This is a genomic window from Pontibacterium sinense, assembly GCF_015209595.1.
Taxonomy (GTDB): Bacteria; Pseudomonadota; Gammaproteobacteria; order Pseudomonadales; family Balneatricaceae; genus Pontibacterium; species Pontibacterium sinense.
Genome location: NZ_JADEYS010000002.1, coordinates 64,803 through 80,709, shown reverse-complemented (window position 1 = coordinate 80,709; position 15,907 = coordinate 64,803). Strand labels below are relative to the sequence as shown.

Genomic DNA, 15,907 nt, shown 5'->3' with positions numbered 1-15,907 from the left:
ATACAATAACTTACATCAATGATCTGACCTGCTATATACGTCGTAAGAGTTCCATTAGAAAAGCCTAATAAAATTACAAAATCTTGAGCGTAGTCACTTGAACTAACGCTGCAGGACTGTAACCTTCGCGCCCTACTATGGACTAGTAGACAGAAGTGACCCGAAAGACATTGAGGATCAAATGAATTCGAAGGACACCACCAAGGAAAGACATATCGCTGTAATCGGGGCCGGTTTGGCAGGGGCAGTATTTGCCCGAAGGATGCTGATTCAGGGATATAAAGTCACCGTATTTGATAAAAGCCGCGGCACAGGCGGCCGTCACGCAGGCTGCCGAATGGGTAATAACAGTGCTGATTTAGGCGCTCCGTTTTTTGATGCCGTCAGTCCTGAGTTTCGTAAATGGCTGAGTTTTCAACCCGAGCTGATTGGCTGGCAACCTCAGATTACTGACTTCGCAGGCCATAAACTCAATACCAAGACGATGTATACGGCAACACCCCGTCAGAGTGCGTTGACCCGAGCGTTGTTGCAAGGTGCGAAACTCATCACCTCCACCCGTATCGGGTATATCTGGCCAGAAACGCAAGGTGTTGTTGTCAGAGATGAATCAGGTAACGCGGTGGGCCACTTTGATCATGTTGTTGTCGCAACACCTGCACCTCAGGCAGCTCCGCTGCTTGAAGCCGTTCCGCGCTATGCAGAACGTGCTGCAACCGTACAAACCTTACCTGCCTGGATGCTCGTTGTAACACTGAATACGCCATCCGGTCTAAACGCGGGTTTATTGGAGGGAGACCACCCGATTTTGGCGCGCGCGATCAAAGATAGCGCAAAACCTGGGAGGAGTTGTGCGCAACGTGCAGAAATCTGGACAATAGAAGCCAATAGCGACTGGAGCAAAGAGCATCAGGACGCATCGACAGAAGCTGTCGCCGAGCAGTTACTCGCAGCTTTTCAGGATCTCATGTCCGTGCCACTAGATGTTGAAGAGCATCGCGCTCATCGATGGCTATATGCTCGCCAACAGTCCGATACCGATAGAACCTATCTATGGCGGCAAGAGAGCAGCATTGGTGTATGTGGGGACTGGTTACATGGACAGGGTTCGGAAAAAATCGCGGACAGTGAAAGCGCCTGGCGAAGTGGCAATGCACTAGCGGACCACATTCTGGCACGCCAGGAAGCGAAGCTCGATATCTGATTTACGAATTCGTTTTTTTGAAAAAAAGAGATACGGTGCCCAGAGTGATGCCTAATTTACTCACTCGGGCCCGGTTCACCAACGTCTGTTCAGGCAGCATATACATACGATCATCAAATTTCACACGCCACCACTGACCACCGATGTGTATTTTCATTGTGTAACGCCAATACAGCGTATTCCCATCACGATGCCCAACCGCCTGATCAAATATATCCTCAGACAGCCCTCGAAAATCGCAGTCTCCTGTCCGGCGAATACGCCAGATACGTTGCTCAGTTATCCCACCTGCGTATGCAAAATCTTCAGTTAGAGTCAGTTCGCCAGCCTTAATTTCACCTACAATCTGTACGACAAATTGGCGTCGAACTACGCCGAAACGGTCTTCAAACAGGCCCCATGCTCGGGTTTCTCCCTGAAAATAGGAAAAAAGATCAAATTCCTCAGCTTCATTTGCATACGTAGAGTTAATCATAGGTATAATGTGTCGTTTAAAGTTGTCAGAAATAAAACAGTCATGACTGTGTGGTGGTGTGTAGGGAAACACAATCATCTGTGCATGACCCCGCTCTAGGAAGATTACGCAAGATAGCCCGATGCAGATCACTCTTCCGATAAAGCAGCAATCCAATTTCTGACAGCATACGTAGAAGCCGGAAACACCCGTAAGACAGGACTAGAAATGATTTCTCCCGAAGCAGAAGCGGTACGCAATAAATTGATCGAAAAGGGTCTGGAAACGCCGCTGATCGAGACAGGTTATACCAGTGACCAAAAGTACGACCGAATCAAAGGACTGATGACCGAAGTACTTGGCACATTGGGCTTGGACCTAAGCGACGACAGCCTGACCGAGACTCCTCATCGTATCGCCAAAATGTACGTGCACGAGATCTTCTCGGGTCTGGACTACGAAACATTTCCAGCCATGTGTCTGATCGACAATAAGATGAGCGTAGAAGAGATGGTTAAAGTGCGTGATATCGGCCTGACCAGCTCCTGCGAACACCATTTCGTAACAATTGATGGCGTGGCCAAGGTCGCCTATATCCCGGGCGATAAGATCATTGGGCTATCCAAGATTAATCGACTGGTGCGTTTCTTTGCACAGCGCCCACAAGTGCAGGAACGTCTGACTCAGCAGATTCTGATCGCACTGCAAACCTTGCTGGATACAGAGAATGTTGCAGTTAGCATCGAAGCCACCCATTACTGCGTGAAGTCTCGCGGTGTGATGGACGTCAATTCGTCCACCTGCACAACAGCCCTCGGTGGTAGTTTTAAAACGAACGACCGCACACGCGCAGAATTTCTGGCCTGATTCAGCCACAGATGTAAAAAAGACCTTGATGATCCTTCGTTGGAGATCAAGGTCTTTTTATTTGCATCCAATGTTTCGTTTCATACACCACCCCTTACGCCTCAATCTGGCTGCCGTTCCACGCGAAGACCCCGCCACTGTTTGAATGATCCAATCCATCGATAACATCGAGCAAATAGCCTGCTGACTGAGATGGACTAAACAATTTCGTCGGTTCCACATTTCGCTGAAACGGGCAGGACAGAGCGGTATCAACCGTTCCCGGATGCAACCCCGCTACGATTAACTGAGGATGGGTGCGATGACTTTCTACCGATAATGTCTTAAGCAACATATTCAACGCCGCTTTGCTCGCCCGATAGCTATACCACCCGCCCAGGCGATTATCTGAGATACTGCCTACCCGCGCCGACAGCGCAACAAATACCGATTTTCCGGATTTGCGCATTCTCGGGAGAAAGTGTTTCGCAACCAGCATCGGTGCCAGCGCATTCATCTGCATGACCGCGCTAAAGCTATCAGCCCCCAACGCGTTCAAACTCTTTTCTGGACGAATGTCTTTGCTGTGTAAAATACCTGTCGCCACGATGATCAGATCAATCGTCATTTCCGACACCCCATCACTCGCGTCCTTGATACTGCTCTCAGACATCAGATCGATAGGATGGCATTCAAGCTTACGCAATGGCGCTCGTGACATCTCGTCATCAACCGAAATCCCAGAGCGCGAAAAGGCGGTCACGCACTTAACATCCGGACACATTAGCAGCTGCGCAACCAGTGCTGATCCAATACCGCCAGAACCTCCTATGACGACTGCGTTTAAGTCCCGGCCGAAACTTTGTAAACTGATCATAAAAATCCCCTTTCACCCCTGTCTCAATACTTACGTAAACCCGCACTGAACCGATCATCGAAGTGGCACGTAAAGGAATCTGCAGTCAGCCAATTCGCTGACCCATAGGAGTAATGCGACGATGAAACCTGAAGTTTTTTACGATGGCGACTGCCCACTGTGCCGTAAGGAGATCAATCACTATATCCGGCTGGACACTGATCAACGGGTGAACTGGCGCAATATATGGCAGGAACGAGACAATCTGGCTAAACGTGGCATAGAGTTTAGCGATGCGATGAAATGGCTGCACACAACCGATCACAATGGAGATCTGCACCGAGGTGTTTATTCGTTCGTCGTCATCTGGCGCGAGCTTCCCTATTATCGATGGCTGGCACGGGTTGTCGTGGGACTCAAGCTCATAGGTTTGATGGACATAGTGTATCAACGGTTCGCGCGTCGACGTTTCCGTTCACGCTGCAAAGAAGGCTGTCAGATTCCTGACTGACCACGCACTGCACTGTCCCTCAAAGATCGGGCCTCCACCCCATGCCCGACTCTTCGACCAGGCGCTCATAAACACCTTCTATATTCAACGGCAACCACGCTTCGTAGTTACGGAAATCTTTGTACTCATCCAGTCGTATCGATTCCTTCATATCAGTGATGGTTTTACCTTCATGGATACCGTCTACTACCGCAGCCTGAAGAGCTTCGATATACCCCAGATAACGCGCGACATCTGCTTTCGTCCCCATATCAGCATGGCCGCCAACAAACGTATCGAAATCGAGCGTTAAAACTACACGCGTGGAGTTGATCATGCCCCGGATATCGTAACTCCACAGCTTACGCCACGGCATCCGTCCGACTATTACCCAGTCGACAACAAACAGGGTTTTCTCCTGCGCAAAGAGCATGCTGATTGACCCTCGACCATCATTGGGACCGTGATAGCGTAACTGCACTTCGCTATCCCCCAATGAAAGGTTCAGCTGATCTTGAAAGGTTATTTCCGGTACAACCACTTTTGTCCGCGTCTCAACAATATCCTGCTTGGTTAGCACATGAGACACAAACACCGTCTCAGGATCGTCAAACACTTCACTTCCGTAGATATGGTCCCCGTGATTATGGCTATACACCACGTATTTGATGGGTTTATCAAACCGTTTTTTCAGTTCGGCTTTTAGCCAACTCGCTGCATCATGATTCAGTGGGTCAACCAGTAGAATCCCATCATCTTTGACCAAAAATACTGAACGATGCCGATCATCCACAAATCGATAGAGGTCGCCGTTGATCTTTTCAATGCTGTAATCCGCAAATGCAAATGAACTACACAAACACATCAGCAAAACAATAAGATGGCGATACAAACGGGTAAACATGGAGACACTCCCAATTTAACAAAGCTCATACACTGCTAATAAGGGAATGATAGCTTGAATACAGATTGAGGAACGGGGATCCGACAACTTATCCGTTAATTCGGAGGTTGGGTCTAAAGAGGCGCATCTGGCATACAACACCTGAGTTTCGCAGGTGCTCAGATCACAGAACGCTCGAAGATCGACTTAACATCTGCGCGCACCTGCACATCGAGTTGCAATAAAATACAAACCATTTTTCGATGACCAACAACGTTATACGTCAGTGTATGCTCCGCAGCGAGATCACGACTGATACAGATTACCCTGCTCTTCCTGACCTAATTGTTTCAATGCGGCACTCCGTATTGGCGAATAAGACTCTCTGTTCTAGCCGGCATATGCGTGTACTGCGGTAAACGCCAGCACAATAACGGCAATAACCTGAACAATCTTGAGATCCGTGGACAATTTCATAACGATACCTCCGGTTTACATGTGGTCAGCTGGCCTGGTTATAGTCATCCAGGCTCTGACTTCGCGCGTGAACATAGTCAATAATCGGCAAAGGCCGACCCTCACCCGCCCCAAACATAGGATCAATACGTTGGACACCGTTCAATGAAGCCAACTCCGGTATCCAGCGTGCAACATATTCACCTTGGGCATCAAATCGCTCAGCTTGCCGCATAGGACTGAAAATCCTGAAATATGGCGCGGCATCCGCACCCACTGAAGCACTCCACTGCCATCCGCCCAAGTTGGAGGCAAAGTCGCCATCGATAAGATGTTGCATAAAGAAGCGAGCCCCTTTGCGCCAATCCTGTCGCAATAGTTTAGTTAGAAAGGAAGCCGTCACCATACGCAGTCGATTGTGCATCCATCCCGTGGCAAGCAACTGCTTCATACCCGCATCAACCAGCGCAAAGCCGGTTTCACCCCGACACCATGCATCAAATAGCTGATCATCTGAAGACCAGGTTAGCCGACTTTCCACATCCGGTTTAAACGGCAACAACCGGTTCATCTCAGGAAAATCCACCAGCAGGTGGCGATAGAATTCCCTCCAGATCAACTCAGATGTCCAATGATTATCCAACCATTCAGGGTCACCTGAATACGCCCTCAACCCCGACAGACATTGCCTCGATGATATAGCGCCCACAGTCAGATACGGGGACAACGCTGACGTTGCGTCCATCGCGGGAAAATCACGACGGGACTTGTACTCAGCCGCTTTGCTTTGCGCAAAAAGTGCTAAACGCTGATGGGCTTCTTCGGACCCTGCAGGCCAGAGTTGATCATGCCAGATACTCTGTACCGGAGCGTCGTACACCAACGCATCAGGTATAGGATCAGCCTGCACCGTGCAGAGCGGTTGTGGCGCGGGCATGGGCAAAGTTTCTGGCCACTCATCGGTGAACCGGACACGCCACGCCCTGCTAAACGGCGTAAACACTTTGAATGGCTGTCCCTGTTTGTTCCGCACGCTACCCGGGGTAATAATCGTGTCGGCGTGAAAAGCCTCCACGCTTAGCTGATGTTGCTGGAAAAGCATCTGAACGGCGTCGTCTCGGCGTTGTTCATACTCAGCATACTCATGATTAAAGTAGATGGATTCTGCGTTAAGCCTTGTAGCAAGAGCCAAAAGTTGATCGGGCACTTCGTTGTTACTGCCCGCTCGGAGAATTTTTAACGGGATATTCAGCGCCGCCAGATCCTTGCTCAACTCACGAAGGTTCGCCAACCAAAACTGAACACGGCTATTCGCTTCATCCTGCATCAACCATTGCGCTGGAGTCAGTACAGCAACGGCAACAACCGGAATCCCATTGAATGCCTCACATGCACGGTAGAGCGCTTGATTATCACGCACCCGCAGGTCATTTCTGAACCAAACCAGTTTCATAGAATGTCCTTCAGATCTGTTTTATCGTGCCACCTCCCTGTGGTAGATAAGCGATCAGATATAGTTTCTCAGTCCCAGCTCATGCGGGTAAGGATCAAGATACGCCTGGGAGAGGATATAGTCATTACCATGTCGTTTCAGGTAGTGCTTCAGCAATGTCAGCGGAACGACCAGATGTACTTTTCGTGTACGGTATTCCTCGATCGTGGTCAGGAGATCCTGTTTGGTGTCCTGATCAAGGTCCTTCTTCATGTACCCCATAATGTGCATCAACACATTGGTGTGACTCTTACGGTTGGCACGTTCCTTCAGGAAAGTCATCAACGTCAGAATGTAGTGATTCATCACCTCATCCAACGGCTGTTGTGGCGCATCACTTGCCAGATAGCGTCCTAACTCTTTGTAGCCTTTATACGAGTGTGCCATCAGCTGATATTTATGTCGGCTGTGGAACTGGATGATGCTGTGAACGGACGGATCGGTCGCAACCTCTTGTTGCCAGTTGTAATAGACGAAGACACGCGTAATGAAGTTCTCACGTAGCACCGCATCATTGAGACGCCCCTCCTCCTCTACCGGTAACGCAGGATTATTGGCCATCAAACGTGCGGCGAAAATTCCGCTACCCGCTTCATTGGGCATACCATTGGGGTGATAGACCTTCACCCGCTCCATTCCGCAACTTGGCGAGCCTTTCATCAAGACGTAACCGCAGAGTTCGGGATGGTGCTCAGTCACAAAATCAGCATGCTCGGCCAAGCCATCGGTTGCATCAAGATCCGGGTTCCGGGTGCCTAAAGCGCGTGGGTCAGCGGCATCACCCACTAAACGAATAGGTTGACGCGGTGTCCCAAGGCCTGCCGCAACTTCCGGGCAGAAGGGTTTAAAATCAAAACACTCGCTCAATATGTTGAGACAATAAACAGAGCGTTTGTGACCACCATCAAAACGTACTTTCTGTCCTAACAGACAGGCACTGATACCCACTGGAATTGAAAGGCTGGCTATATCGTTCATGTCGATGCTCTCCTGCATTCGTTTATGCTTCAGCTTAAAAGCCGGTCATCGGTTGCACCAGGCGACCTAACAGGGTTGTAAACTTCAGTGGCGCATCCGTTGCGACCAGACAAATACAATCTTCGGCGCTGTCCACTAAGGGTTGATGTTCAATCTGATCATCCAGATCGGCAATATCACCCGCCGCAAAACGGCCGATTTCATCAGTAAAAGAGCCACGTAACACCAAGGTCAGCTCATTACCGTCGTGGCTGTGTGGCAACATCGCTTTGCCGGGTGCGATCCGCAATAAACGGGATACACCACCACTTTGGCAGGGCAGATCAAAATAATAGACACCGGGCACAATGCGTTTCCACTCGACATCATCAAACGATTCACCAATATAGTCCGCCAGTGGCGCAGGCACATCTGACTTTACAGAGGGACGCTGTGATGGCGGTTTAACCGAGCGAATCTGCACGGTCTCATCTTGAGCATCAATCGCCGCCAATACTGATGCCAGGGCATCGTCATTCACAGAGGCCGGTATCAAGCTATCTAGTAGAGCCCCCCCAATCGCTTCAGATTGCTGTGCCCGTGTACGACACTGTGAACACATTACTAAGTGACAGGCAGTGACCAGCGCCATCGCCTGAGACATTGATCCAGCAGCGTAACTTAGCAGGGTTGCTTCATCCAGATGATGACGGATGCTCATACTTCAGCCCTCCAGATCGTTTTCAACTTATCCGCTGCCAAACGGAGACGGGACTTCACGCTCCCCAAGGGGATACCTATTCGGTCAGCTATCTCCTGATGAGAGCGCCCTTCAAAAAAAGACATATGTATAACCTGCGCCTGATTTTCAGGTAACGTTTTAATCGCGCCAGCCATACGATCAGAGAGCACACTTTGCTCCCCCGCATCGCCTTCATCTTCACCCACGTGCCAGTCTTCCAGCTCGTATTCGGGGTACTTCTGACGACGCATCCAATCAATGCTTTGGTTTCTTGCCAGTGTAAAAATCCAGGTACTCGCTGCCGCCTTAGACGGGTTGTACAAATGCGCTTTATTCCACACCGCTAACATCGTCTCTTGCATCAACTCTTCCGCCGTTGCATCAGTAAGCCCCAAACGCACGATGTATCCTTTGACTTTGGGAGCGAAGTGACGGAACAGTTGAACGTACTCTGCTTTATCACGGGTTTCAGCGAACTGAGCAAGCAAGCGCGTCCATTCCCGGCTAGCAGACTGATCTCTGTTTATTGTCACAACTTTTTCCACGTCATCTCCCGGCGGTTTGCTTTCCATATCTTCTCCTACGCTCCTTGTGCATCACCGGATCAGTTTTATTTTCTATCAGGTCATAAAAGCCGCTAAATCCGGCCTCAAATTTTTTTGTGATCTTTTATGGTCTAGGCTGCGTAACATGAAACAACGTACTCATTATGGACGAAACCATGAATATCGCTGCAATACGCCCCCGAAAAATAGCTGTTGTAGGTTCCGGTATTACCGGCCTCAGTTGCGCGTGGCTGCTGAATAAAGCACACGATGTCACCCTTTATGAGAAAGACGATCGTCTCGGCGGACATGCTCATACTGTCACCGTTGACGTCGGCGGCGACAGTGTGGATGTAGATACCGGATTCATTGTGTTTAATCCTGTGAACTACCCCAATCTCGTACAGCTGTTCAACACGCTTGGCGTTAACACCTGTGAAACGGATATGTCCTTTGCGATCTCTGTCAATCAGGGGGATTTGGAATACTCTGGCACAGGACTTAGCGGCGTATTTGCTCAAAAAAGTAACCTATTGAAACCATCATTTTGGTCGATGATCCGTGATTTACTGCGCTTCTACCGCGAGTCTGAGCGTATGGGGCAACAAGCGGATATTGAGATGTTGTCGCTGGGCGACTTACTCAAACAACACCGCTACGGGGACCGATTTATTTACGACCACCTGTTGCCAATGGGGGCCGCTATCTGGTCAACCCCGGTAGATCAGATGCTTCAATACCCCGCCAGCAGTTTCCTGCGGTTTTGCAGTAACCATGGTCTGGCTCAGCTGAAAGACCGTCCACAGTGGCGCACCGTGATCGGCGGAAGTCGTAACTATGTCAGCCGCATTGGAGAAGCTTTACAGGATCGCATTCGTCTCAACAGTCACATCCATCGTATTCTTCGACAAAACAATCAGGTCATTATTGAAGACATCCACGGGCGCCGCGAATACTACGATGACGTGGTGCTGGCGTGTCACTCTGATCAAGCACTGGGCCTGCTTGCTGAACCCACGGCAGAAGAACAACATTTACTTGGGCAGTTTCCCTATTTGAGAAATCAGGCGTTTCTACATACCGATGCATCGCTGATGCCACAGCGGGAAACGGTGTGGTCCAGCTGGAACTATATGGCGGAACGCGGAGATGGGCGAGAGCATCAGGTCTCCGTGAGCTATTGGATGAACGCACTGCAGCCGTTGAACACCGAGCATCCTCTGTTTGTGTCACTTAACCCAAATAAAGAACCGGCTGACGGCAGTATCCTGCGCAGCTTTTTTTATGATCATCCGCAATTCAGCAACAAAGCGATGGCCGCTCAAAAGCTATTGTGGGGACTACAAGGTCGTCAGAACACCTGGTTCTGCGGTGCTTATTTCGGCTATGGATTCCACGAAGATGGTCTTCAGGCAGGCCTTGCCGTGGCGGAACAACTGGGCGGTATTCCTCGGCCATGGACACTAGATGACCCCAACAGCCGGATCCATGTGTCATCCACTCGGAGTTCTACAGGTGTCTTTGCTGATCTGAAGGAACAGGCCCATGGCTGATCTCAGCTCTTCGCTGTATGAAGGCGTCGTGATGCATCATCGGTTCAGACCCAAAAAACACCGGTTCATCTACCGTGTATTTTCACTCTGTCTGAATTTGGATGAACTGGAGAGTCTCGATGAACAGCATCGATTGTTCTCACTCAACCGCTTTAATCTCTTTTCATTCCACGAAAAGGATCACGGGCGTGGCACTGGGAAATTACGCGATCAGATCACTGAGATACTCGTGGAACGCGGCTATAACTCTGCGACTGCTCACATCCGGCTGCTCTGTTACCCACGCATACTGGGCTACACCTTCAATCCGCTCAGTGTGTACTTCTGTTACAACAGCGATGCAAAGCTGGAAATCATTCTTTACGAAGTCAGTAACACGTTCGGGCAACGACACACCTATCTGCTCACGGCAGAACAGGACAAAACCGGTCACGTACGCCAACAATGCGATAAGCAGATGTACGTCAGTCCCTTTATGCCTATGAACACCGGGTACAGCTTTCGCATCTTGCCCCCAGCACAAAAGGTTGCCGTCAATATCCGACAAACTGAGCGGGATTCAGGTAAAGCCGTATTACATGCCATGTTCAGTGGCAAACATGCGTCGCTGACCGACGCAGGCCTTCTGAAGGCATTTATCAGATATCCATTGATGACACTGAAAGTGATGACTGCGATCCACTGGGAAGCCCTTCGCCTGTGGCGCAAGAATGTCAAAATCCAGCCCCGTACACCGGGCGAACACTACAGCATCAGCTGGCAGGACAAACACGGAGTTATCCATCATGAAAGCCATTAACTGTCCAAGCTCCTCCTCCGTTAAACAGACTGCTCCCAGTCTTTTGGAACGTCAGCTGATCAGTTTCTTACACCAGCGACTCGACAATACATGTGGCAGTCTCCAACTCACTTTACCCAGCGGCGTTCAATGCCATTTTGGCAACAACCAGCCCGCAGCCACTGTGGTACTCCACAGTTATCGCCCGCTTGCCAGACTGCTGTTTGGTGGTGCGAATGGATGGTCCGAAGGGTATCTGGCAGGAGAATGGGATAGCCCTGACCTAACGGCGCTCATTCACTGGGCGCTCAGCTACGAAGACGCTCTCTCCTCAATGGCAAAAGCTCAATTCTTTACTGGTGTACTGCACAACCTTTATCACCGGCAACGAGATAACAGCAAACAAGGCAGTAAACGCAATATTGCCGCCCACTACGATCTGGGAAATAACTTTTATAAAGAGTGGCTTGATCCGGGGATGACGTATTCTGCCGCCCTTTTTGAGCAACCCACTCAACCGCTGGAAGATGCACAGCGCAACAAATATGCCCGAATTCTGGAGATGCTAAATGCCAGTCCCGGTGATCATATCGCAGAGATCGGCTGCGGCTGGGGCGGTTTTGCTGAACAGGCCGCCGTTGAGCACGACCTTGATGTGCACGGCGTTACGCTGTCTCAGGAACAATTAGCCTGGGCTAAAGCCCGAATTCGTAACGCGGCGTTAGACAAAAAAGTGAATTTAAGCCTCACCGACTACCGTGACCTGAACCATCAATACGATGGTATCGTCTCGATCGAAATGTTTGAAGCCGTTGGCGAAGCCCACTGGGATACCTATTTCAAGACGCTGAAACGCATATTGAAGCCCGGGGGTAACGTCGTTCTGCAAGTGATTACGATTGATGACGAACGCTTCCAAACCTATCGCAAACAGGCCGACTTCATCCAACGATATGTCTTCCCGGGGGGAATGTTACCGAGTATCGAAGCGCTGCAAGACAAGTTTGAGTTGCATGGTTTCAAGTTAGAACAGAAGCTGCTTTTCGGACCAGACTATGCCCACACCTTACGTCACTGGCGCGATGCGTTTGAAACCCGCTGGAACACAATTAAATCGCAGGGGTTTGACGAACGGTTCTACCGTTTGTGGCGCTACTATCTGGCTTACTGTGAAGGCGGGTTCGATCAGGGCAGTATCAACGTCGGTTTGTATCAGCTGAAGCGTGCAGATGTGAAGTGATAGATCTCATCAATAGACACAGGGCTAAGACGTAGAACGCGTTACTTAGCCTTATCGCTTCGGGATCCTAGGATCCTCTGGGCTTCAGGGCTTCAGGGCTTCAGAAAATACTGCATACTAAAATTCGTCAATACAGATCCCCTCCGCTCAATCTGATTTACACCCAGAGTCTCGAAACCCAAGGCATCAAATAGGGGTTTTGCAGCTTTGCTGACCTCCACATATAACCGCTCATACCCTCTATGTTTCGCAATATCACACAAGTGTTTCAGCAGTGACTGGCCAATACCCTGCCGCTGATAATCTTTATGGACGTACAGGCAATCGATATGACCATCGGTATCTAATTCGATAAAACCGACAATCTGACCGTTGATATCTGCAACAAATGGTTTTTTGAGCGTAAGGCGTGCCCGCCAGTGTTCATAGTCCGGCGGCGTGGGAGACCAGGCTTCAAGCGCTTGATCCGTATAAAGTCGTCGGTCAATGGCATGGACCGAGTCATGAAACAGAGTCGTAATTTCACGCGCATCCGCTTCCTGATAGTGTCTAATCTGCATGTATATTCTTAAGGAGGATGGGAGATGAAGTACAGTGAATCGCCTAAGTTACGAGGAATAGATCACATCTGACAGGCCGCTTTGCGTTGCAGCCATCTGAACAACAACCCCAAACCGGGTATATGGCGATACAACGCTGCACTGTCCCAGTAGTCTTCGTGTACCTGAACCAAGCCTTCTGCATCCAGCTCTATACAGCTGGTACCGTCAAAACTAAAGGTTCCTGTTAATTTACTGCTGGCGGTAAACGTCCAGTATAAGAAACCACCTCGCATAGTCTCATTGGCAACCGGTGCCACCTGATGCACGCAAAAACACACCCCATCAAGCCGGGTAAACATATCCTGCATGATTGCCCTAAAGTGATCCTGTCCTTCAATCCTGTGAAACGGGTCACTGAACCGGATCTGCTCACTGGTCAGCGCAACTAACGCCGGTAATGACTCAACCGTGAGGGATGCCAGTACATCGGCATAACACCGTAGACTGGATTCGATGTCGGCGGATGATACAGGCGTAAACGTCTTTGACGGTGTCTGCTCTAAAGACATAATCGCTACTTTCCTGTGCGGGTGGCTTTTTCGACCAGTTTAAAATACCAGCTGTATGGCAAAATGCGCAGCAGTTTTAACCAGTACACAAACCGCTTAGGGAAAGTAATCTCGAAACATTCACACTGTAAACCACCAATGACCTCTTTTGCCGCGTCTTCCGGCTCCATCAATGCTGGCATGCTAAAGGTGTTTTTATCGGTGAGAGGCGTGCGGACAAAACCTGGACAGATCACCTGCAACTTAACGTTACTCCCCGCCAGATCAAGCCGCAGTGCTTCACATAAATTGATCAGAGCAGCCTTGCTGGCACCGTATGCCGCCGCTGTTGGCAATCCGCGATATCCCGCAACCGATGCCATGATCGCAATCTGCCCCCGATCCTGATCGATATAATGCTTAAGAACGGGCTCAAGACAGTTAAGTGTGCCATTGAGATTGGTATTGAGTAACTGGATACTGCGCTGCGCGGTTAGTTCTCTCGCTGGAAACGGATCATGTGTGCCTGCATTCAATATTACCAGATCGGGCCAGCTATCAGTTTGTTGCCAGGATTCAGTGAGTGCGCGAATCTGGGTATCGTCGCAAATATCGAGAGGGATTGGAGTGATTGAGCCTCGACATTGCCCGAGATCTGACGCTAACTGAATAAGCGCCTCTTCAGATCGAGCCGATGCATAAACATCGACGCCACCGTGACAAAGCTCAGCAGCTATAGCGGCGCCAATGCCACGTCCCGCGCCGGTTACCCACGCGCGTGTCCATGGCAGCTTTTGGTGGGTTTGCTGTGCAGAGATATGTGTATTCATAACACTTGGTTGTACGGTGCTACGTGAAAACGGATCAATCAGAGTATAAATTGTGTGTTGGCATTGGCCGTTACGACAGGATAACGGCATTCATCCTCCGGCTCAGCATACGGATTAAAGCTCGGCGTCATACTCTTCAGGTCCGCCGATAGCGGCCAGCACTGAATTCTATGCTCCGCTATAAGATTTACAGCCAAATCATGAGGTTTAGTAGTCCATAAAACGTTGGGCCCACGTTCGACTATTGCAGCGAAAGGCCCTGTTATACAAGTCTGTGACAGATCGGACAACGCACCCTGCATAGGCGACGCGCACCCAACCAACACCAATAGCACGATGAGCAACCGATGCTTAACGGCAATACCTAACGTAAACATTTTACAGTTCTCCCCTCAGCTTGCGTGCCAGATCAGGGTAACTGCTGTCCTCTGCGAGCCAGATGCCGATAAACTCAATCCCAAAGCGACTATCATTAACCGACCCGATATAACCTTCGTTAAAGTAAAAATGTCCTAACCCTCGAGGATCCAGATAGAACGACAGTTGATCACCCTTCCCTATATCCGGCCAGATCTGCTCCAACTGACTAAGCCAATACATTCGAAGTTCGGGATCTACCGACTTCATTTGTGCGGAGGTTTCATCCAGCAGCTTCTGTCGCTTGATGTCTCTGAGATAGGTCAGCTTGAGCAGCAACGGTCCTTTCATCGCAGAATATATGCCATCAGGGCTGCGTAACTCCGCAGCATACACATCAAACCAAAGCACACGTAGCGTGGCAGAACCCACGGGCTTGTATTGCTGCGGCAGTTCTTGCGCCGACATTGCCGTCAACGTGAATAGGCTGAGACATATCAGTACTGCGATTGAAAATCGGGCGCCTACATGAATGTCAGGCATGCGTGGCATCATGAAGCGCATGACTCTCCCCCAACAATTCGCTGACCCAGAGTAACAGCGGGAAAAGTACGGCCCAGATCACTGCCAACAGGTATGCGGTGGCAGTTACGGAATACCCAAAGCTTACAGCCCCCAAATTCGCCGCTGCGACGTAGGTCAGGCTTCCCGCCAACGCCCCACAAAGAGCAGCCAAAGGCAGTTTATCAACGAAAAACACCAGACTTTGACGTAAGGTCGCGCTGAACCCAACCCAAAGGAGTAAGAGCCACAGGGGTGGCATATATACACCGCCGCCATGCTCATAAAACACGAACACGCCGGCGAATGTCAGGGCCGCATCAACGGAGTACCCAATTGCACTGCACGCCAACATCACTTTGGCTTCATGGGCAGGACGGGCGTGGAGAATAAAGTGCATTAGGAGGAGGAAGACAATAACGCTTTGCGTGTGATCGCGACCCAATATACTGAGCCACCATACCATCTGGAAACCAACTAGATTAACCCAGAAAATTTGAGACAAACCGGTGAAAAACATGGTGTATGACCTCGTTACCGAAGATGATTGGCATCACCTCCGCTGGAATAACT

Annotated in this window: 18 protein-coding genes; 6 read left to right on the top strand and 12 right to left on the bottom strand. The window is 50.0% G+C overall.

What is annotated here, in order from left to right:
* Window positions 1-181 precede the first annotated feature (181 nt).
* Window positions 182-1,204 (top strand): NAD(P)/FAD-dependent oxidoreductase, encoded by a 1,023-nt coding sequence (locus IOQ59_RS02635; protein WP_193951706.1) that lies wholly within the window; start codon window positions 182-184, stop codon window positions 1,202-1,204.
* A 1-nt stretch (window position 1,205) separates the two neighbouring features.
* Here the strand turns inward: IOQ59_RS02635 and IOQ59_RS02630 are convergent, their stop codons facing one another.
* Window positions 1,206-1,757, bottom strand: coding sequence for a DUF3833 family protein (locus IOQ59_RS02630; RefSeq protein WP_228050644.1), 552 nt, complete (start codon window positions 1,755-1,757; stop codon window positions 1,206-1,208).
* Window positions 1,758-1,886: 129 nt separating this feature from the next.
* Here IOQ59_RS02630 and folE point away from each other — a divergent pair, with 129 nt between their 5' ends.
* Window positions 1,887-2,525, top strand: coding sequence for a GTP cyclohydrolase I FolE (gene folE / locus IOQ59_RS02625; RefSeq protein WP_193951705.1), 639 nt, complete (start codon window positions 1,887-1,889; stop codon window positions 2,523-2,525).
* Between the two features lie 94 nt (window positions 2,526-2,619).
* Here the strand turns inward: folE and IOQ59_RS02620 are convergent, their stop codons facing one another.
* Window positions 2,620-3,381, bottom strand: coding sequence for an SDR family NAD(P)-dependent oxidoreductase (locus IOQ59_RS02620; RefSeq protein WP_193951704.1), 762 nt, complete (start codon window positions 3,379-3,381; stop codon window positions 2,620-2,622).
* A 121-nt stretch (window positions 3,382-3,502) separates the two neighbouring features.
* Here IOQ59_RS02620 and IOQ59_RS02615 point away from each other — a divergent pair, with 121 nt between their 5' ends.
* On the top strand, window positions 3,503-3,871 hold the full coding sequence (locus IOQ59_RS02615; RefSeq protein ID WP_193951703.1) for a thiol-disulfide oxidoreductase DCC family protein: 369 nt from the start codon (window positions 3,503-3,505) through the stop codon (window positions 3,869-3,871).
* 19 nt (window positions 3,872-3,890) lie between these two features.
* On the opposite strand, the gene IOQ59_RS02610 is transcribed toward IOQ59_RS02615, so the two are convergent.
* From IOQ59_RS02610 to IOQ59_RS02590, 5 genes are all read right to left on the bottom strand, one after another.
* Window positions 3,891-4,754, bottom strand: coding sequence for an MBL fold metallo-hydrolase (locus tag IOQ59_RS02610; protein ID WP_228050643.1), 864 nt, complete (start codon window positions 4,752-4,754; stop codon window positions 3,891-3,893).
* 481 nt (window positions 4,755-5,235) lie between these two features.
* Window positions 5,236-6,642, bottom strand: coding sequence for a cryptochrome/photolyase family protein (locus IOQ59_RS02605; RefSeq protein WP_193951702.1), 1,407 nt, complete (start codon window positions 6,640-6,642; stop codon window positions 5,236-5,238).
* A gap of 54 nt (window positions 6,643-6,696) precedes the next feature.
* Window positions 6,697-7,659 carry a YbgA family protein gene (locus IOQ59_RS02600; protein ID WP_228050642.1) on the bottom strand — a complete coding sequence of 321 codons (963 nt, stop codon included), beginning with the start codon at window positions 7,657-7,659 and terminating at the stop codon, window positions 6,697-6,699.
* A 34-nt stretch (window positions 7,660-7,693) separates the two neighbouring features.
* Entirely contained in the window at window positions 7,694-8,359 is a 666-nt protein-coding gene (locus IOQ59_RS02595; RefSeq protein ID WP_193951701.1) for a ChrR family anti-sigma-E factor, read from the bottom strand.
* Window positions 8,356-8,952, bottom strand: a complete 597-nt coding sequence (locus IOQ59_RS02590; RefSeq protein WP_193951700.1) for a sigma-70 family RNA polymerase sigma factor — start codon at window positions 8,950-8,952, stop codon at window positions 8,356-8,358. Before IOQ59_RS02590 ends, IOQ59_RS02595 begins: the two co-directional genes overlap by 4 nt.
* Before the next feature lie 149 nt (window positions 8,953-9,101).
* Between IOQ59_RS02590 and IOQ59_RS02585 the strand changes: the two genes are divergently transcribed.
* Genes IOQ59_RS02585 through IOQ59_RS02575 form a run of 3 tightly spaced genes read left to right on the top strand, consistent with a single transcriptional unit; the run spans window position 9,102 to window position 12,496 of the window.
* The gene (locus tag IOQ59_RS02585) at window positions 9,102-10,478 is read left to right on the top strand and encodes an NAD(P)/FAD-dependent oxidoreductase (protein ID WP_193951699.1); all 1,377 of its coding nucleotides are present in this window, start codon (window positions 9,102-9,104) and stop codon (window positions 10,476-10,478) included.
* On the top strand, window positions 10,471-11,277 hold the full coding sequence (locus IOQ59_RS02580) for a DUF1365 domain-containing protein (RefSeq protein WP_193951698.1): 807 nt from the start codon (window positions 10,471-10,473) through the stop codon (window positions 11,275-11,277). The genes IOQ59_RS02585 and IOQ59_RS02580 overlap by 8 nt, the downstream gene beginning before the upstream one ends.
* Window positions 11,264-12,496, top strand: coding sequence for an SAM-dependent methyltransferase (locus IOQ59_RS02575; RefSeq protein WP_193951697.1), 1,233 nt, complete (start codon window positions 11,264-11,266; stop codon window positions 12,494-12,496). The genes IOQ59_RS02580 and IOQ59_RS02575 overlap by 14 nt, the downstream gene beginning before the upstream one ends.
* A gap of 92 nt (window positions 12,497-12,588) precedes the next feature.
* Here the strand turns inward: IOQ59_RS02575 and IOQ59_RS02570 are convergent, their stop codons facing one another.
* From IOQ59_RS02570 to IOQ59_RS02550, 5 genes are all read right to left on the bottom strand, one after another.
* Window positions 12,589-13,056: a GNAT family N-acetyltransferase gene (locus tag IOQ59_RS02570; RefSeq protein WP_193951696.1), complete on the bottom strand. Its 468-nt coding sequence runs from the start codon at window positions 13,054-13,056 to the stop codon at window positions 12,589-12,591.
* A 62-nt stretch (window positions 13,057-13,118) separates the two neighbouring features.
* Window positions 13,119-13,607 (bottom strand): nuclear transport factor 2 family protein, encoded by a 489-nt coding sequence (locus tag IOQ59_RS02565; protein ID WP_193951695.1) that lies wholly within the window; start codon window positions 13,605-13,607, stop codon window positions 13,119-13,121.
* Between the two features lie 5 nt (window positions 13,608-13,612).
* Window positions 13,613-14,506, bottom strand: a complete 894-nt coding sequence (locus IOQ59_RS02560) for an SDR family NAD(P)-dependent oxidoreductase (RefSeq protein ID WP_228050641.1) — start codon at window positions 14,504-14,506, stop codon at window positions 13,613-13,615.
* 288 nt (window positions 14,507-14,794) lie between these two features.
* Window positions 14,795-15,316 carry a chalcone isomerase family protein gene (locus IOQ59_RS21685; protein ID WP_193951694.1) on the bottom strand — a complete coding sequence of 174 codons (522 nt, stop codon included), beginning with the start codon at window positions 15,314-15,316 and terminating at the stop codon, window positions 14,795-14,797.
* Window positions 15,309-15,854 (bottom strand): DUF2878 domain-containing protein, encoded by a 546-nt coding sequence (locus IOQ59_RS02550; RefSeq protein ID WP_193951693.1) that lies wholly within the window; start codon window positions 15,852-15,854, stop codon window positions 15,309-15,311. The genes IOQ59_RS21685 and IOQ59_RS02550 overlap by 8 nt, the downstream gene beginning before the upstream one ends.
* Between the last annotated feature and the right edge of the window lie 53 nt (window positions 15,855-15,907).

Bases quoted from the DNA above. Each gene is read 5' to 3' on its own strand.
- IOQ59_RS02615 (WP_193951703.1), top strand. From the start codon at position 3,503: ATGAAACCTGAAGTTTTTTACGATGGCGACTGCCCACTGTGCCGTAAG.
- IOQ59_RS02595 (WP_193951701.1), bottom strand. From the start codon at position 8,359: ATGAGCATCCGTCATCATCTGGATGAAGCAACCCTGCTAAGTTACGCT.
- IOQ59_RS02635 (WP_193951706.1), top strand. From the start codon at position 182: ATGAATTCGAAGGACACCACCAAGGAAAGACATATCGCTGTAATCGGG.
- IOQ59_RS21685 (WP_193951694.1), bottom strand. From the start codon at position 15,316: ATGCCTGACATTCATGTAGGCGCCCGATTTTCAATCGCAGTACTGATA.
- IOQ59_RS02575 (WP_193951697.1), top strand. From the start codon at position 11,264: ATGAAAGCCATTAACTGTCCAAGCTCCTCCTCCGTTAAACAGACTGCT.
- folE (WP_193951705.1), top strand. From the start codon at position 1,887: ATGATTTCTCCCGAAGCAGAAGCGGTACGCAATAAATTGATCGAAAAG.
- IOQ59_RS02620 (WP_193951704.1), bottom strand. From the start codon at position 3,381: ATGATCAGTTTACAAAGTTTCGGCCGGGACTTAAACGCAGTCGTCATA.
- IOQ59_RS02600 (WP_228050642.1), bottom strand. From the start codon at position 7,659: ATGAACGATATAGCCAGCCTTTCAATTCCAGTGGGTATCAGTGCCTGT.
- IOQ59_RS02570 (WP_193951696.1), bottom strand. From the start codon at position 13,056: ATGCAGATTAGACACTATCAGGAAGCGGATGCGCGTGAAATTACGACT.
- IOQ59_RS02630 (WP_228050644.1), bottom strand. From the start codon at position 1,757: ATGATTGTGTTTCCCTACACACCACCACACAGTCATGACTGTTTTATT.
- IOQ59_RS02585 (WP_193951699.1), top strand. From the start codon at position 9,102: ATGAATATCGCTGCAATACGCCCCCGAAAAATAGCTGTTGTAGGTTCC.
- IOQ59_RS02550 (WP_193951693.1), bottom strand. From the start codon at position 15,854: ATGTTTTTCACCGGTTTGTCTCAAATTTTCTGGGTTAATCTAGTTGGT.
- IOQ59_RS02610 (WP_228050643.1), bottom strand. From the start codon at position 4,754: ATGTTTACCCGTTTGTATCGCCATCTTATTGTTTTGCTGATGTGTTTG.
- IOQ59_RS02565 (WP_193951695.1), bottom strand. From the start codon at position 13,607: ATGTCTTTAGAGCAGACACCGTCAAAGACGTTTACGCCTGTATCATCC.
- IOQ59_RS02560 (WP_228050641.1), bottom strand. From the start codon at position 14,506: ATGCCGTTATCCTGTCGTAACGGCCAATGCCAACACACAATTTATACT.
- IOQ59_RS02590 (WP_193951700.1), bottom strand. From the start codon at position 8,952: ATGGAAAGCAAACCGCCGGGAGATGACGTGGAAAAAGTTGTGACAATA.
- IOQ59_RS02580 (WP_193951698.1), top strand. From the start codon at position 10,471: ATGGCTGATCTCAGCTCTTCGCTGTATGAAGGCGTCGTGATGCATCAT.
- IOQ59_RS02605 (WP_193951702.1), bottom strand. From the start codon at position 6,642: ATGAAACTGGTTTGGTTCAGAAATGACCTGCGGGTGCGTGATAATCAA.